Annotated in this window: 1 protein-coding gene; it reads left to right on the plus strand. The window is 44.8% G+C overall.

Annotated features, from left to right (window positions below; all coding sequences use genetic code 11):
- On the plus strand, nucleotides 1-2,829 hold a 2,829-nt coding region (locus tag AC1M9H_RS14280; protein WP_481613641.1), incomplete at both ends, for an Ig-like domain-containing protein.

The following is a 2,829-nucleotide window of genomic DNA, read 5'->3' on the forward strand; positions in this document are numbered from 1 at the left end:
AAGATGGCTTAATCCTCGTGGGTCAAGCACCTGAAGGTATGGATGAAAGCATCACCGTGGTTGTGCCTGAAGGTTCATACACTGACTTAACTGGCAATGAAGGTCGTGAGGGAACTGCAACAGATCCAATCGATACCGATGCACCATCAGTGACTGTTACGATTGATGAAGATGGCACCATCACCGTGAAATACGAAGATGATGTTGATCCAAAAACTATCAACCCTGAAGACATCAAAGTTACAGACCAAGATGGTAACCCTGTTGAAGTTGAATTCACACCATCAGAAGATGGCTTAACTCTTGTGGGTAAAGCCCCTGAAGGTATGGATGAAAGCATTACAGTAGTTGTCCCTGAAGGTTCATATACGGACTTAACGGGTAACCCAGGTACAGAAGGTACAGCTACGGATTCAGTGGATACCGATGCACCATCTGTCACTGTAACCATCGATGAAAACGGTACGATTACAGTTCAGTATGAAGATGATGTTGATCCATCGAGTATTGATCCAAAAGACATCGTTGTGACGGATAAAGATAACAATCCTATTATCGTTGACTTCACACCTTCAGAAGATGGTTTGACCCTTGTGGGCAAAGCACCTGAAGGCATGGATGAAAGCATCACCGTGGTTGTGCCTGAAGGTTCATACACTGACTTAACAGGCAATGAAGGTCGCGAGGGAACTGCAACAGATCTAATCGATACCGATGCACCGACTGTTGTTGTGACCATCGATGAAGACGGCACCATCACCGTGAAATACGAAGATGATGTTGATCCTGAATCCATCAATCCAAAAGACATCATTGTGACTGACTCAGAAGGTAACCCTGTTGAAGTTAAATTCACTCCATCAGAAGATGGCTTGACCCTGATTGGTCAAGTACCAGATGGTATTGATGACAAAATTACGGTATTGGTTCCTGAAAACTCTTATCAAGATATGCAAGGAAACCCAGGTGAGTTCGATGTGGCGACTGAGCAAGCCGATACCGATGCACCATCTGTCACTGTAACGATTGATGAAAACGGCACCATCACTGTTCAATACGAAGATGACGTTGATCCGAAATCAATCCACCCTGAAGACATTAAAGTTACTGATTCAGAAGGTAATACGGTAATTGTTGACTTCACCCCATCAGAAGATGGCTTGACCCTTGTAGGTAAAGCACCTAAAGGTATGGATGCAAGCATCACCGTGGTTGTGCCTGAAGGTTCATACACTGACTTAACAGGCAATGAAGGTAGTGAAGGCACTGCAACAGATTCAATCGATACTGATACACCATCTGTGACAGTGACCATTGATGAAAACGGTACCATCACTGTTCAGTATGAAGATGATGTTGATCCATCGACTGTAACGCCTGATGACATTATCGTTACTGACAAAGATGGCAACCCTGTTGAAGTTGACTTCACCCCATCAGAAGACGGCTTGACCCTCATCGGTAAAGTCCCTGAAGGTATGGATGAAAACATTACTGTTGTTGTCCCTGAAGGTTCATACACTGACTTAACAGGCAATGAAGGTACTAAAGGTCAAGACAGCCAAGCTGTGGATACTGTAGCTCCAACTGCTGAAGTCATCATTGCACAACCGGGTGAAGATCGCACAACCACTACAGCAACGATCAAATTCTCTGAAGAAATTGATCCAGCAAGCTTCTCTACGGCTGATTTAACGGTTACAGGCGGTCAAATCACTGGTCTGACCCAAATCGATGCAAGCACATGGGAAGTACAGCTTAAGGTTGAGCCAGGTGTAACCGCTTCTGTTGTTGTAAAAGATGACAGTTATACAGACTTGGTAGGTAACGAAGGTTCAGGTGATCAAGATCAATTGATTACCATTAAGATCACAGGTGTCACCCCTGAGAAAGATGCAGCTGGTAATATCTCAACCAACATCACAGGTAAAACAGAACCGAATGCGGATGTGTTGGTGACTGTACCGGGTCACACTGATCCAATTCCTGCCAAAGCGGATGAAAATGGTCTTTGGACTGTGAAGGTTGAGGGTGCGCTTGTTGATGGTAATGAAGTGGGCGCGACCACAAGCTACCAAGACAAAGAAGGCAATACCGTCACTCCATCAGACGAAGTTGAATTGCCATACGTCTACATCAATCCAATGGGTGGTGATGATGTGATCAATGAAGAAGAACTTGCTGAGATCACAGTGACTGTAGATGGCCAAGATTATGTTGAAGTCACGGGTACGATCAGTAATCCAAATGCTGATTTGACGGTGAACTTCAATGGCCAAGAGTATACCGGCAGTCAAGTTCAGATTACGGAGGAAGGTCAATGGTCGATCTTAGTACCTGTTGAAGATGTGAAATCAAGCAACACGATTACAGCGCAAGGTAAGACAGAGACAGCCACTTCAAATGAAGCGATCCGTAATCCTGATCTCGACAATCAAGCACCGACTGTTGTTGTGACGATTGATGAAGACGGCACCATCACCGTGAAATACGAAGATGATGTTGATCCATCTGCGATTGATCCAAAAGACATCAAAGTCACTGACCAAGATGGCAATCCTGTTGAAGTTGAATTCACGCCATCAGAAGACGGTTTAACCCTCATTGGTAAAGCGCCTGAGGGTATGGATGAAACGATCACAGTTAAAGTGCCTGAAGACTCTTATGCAGACAAAGCAGGTAACCCAGGTGAAGAAGCTGTTGTAAGCGGTACTGTCGATACAGAAGCGCCAGTGGTGGATGTTCAAATTGGTGAAGACGGTACCATTACCCTGACTTATCCGGATGACACTGTTCCTGAAAGTATTGATACTTCAGGCATTGTGATCA

This window comes from Acinetobacter sp. ANC_7512 (assembly GCF_056779935.1).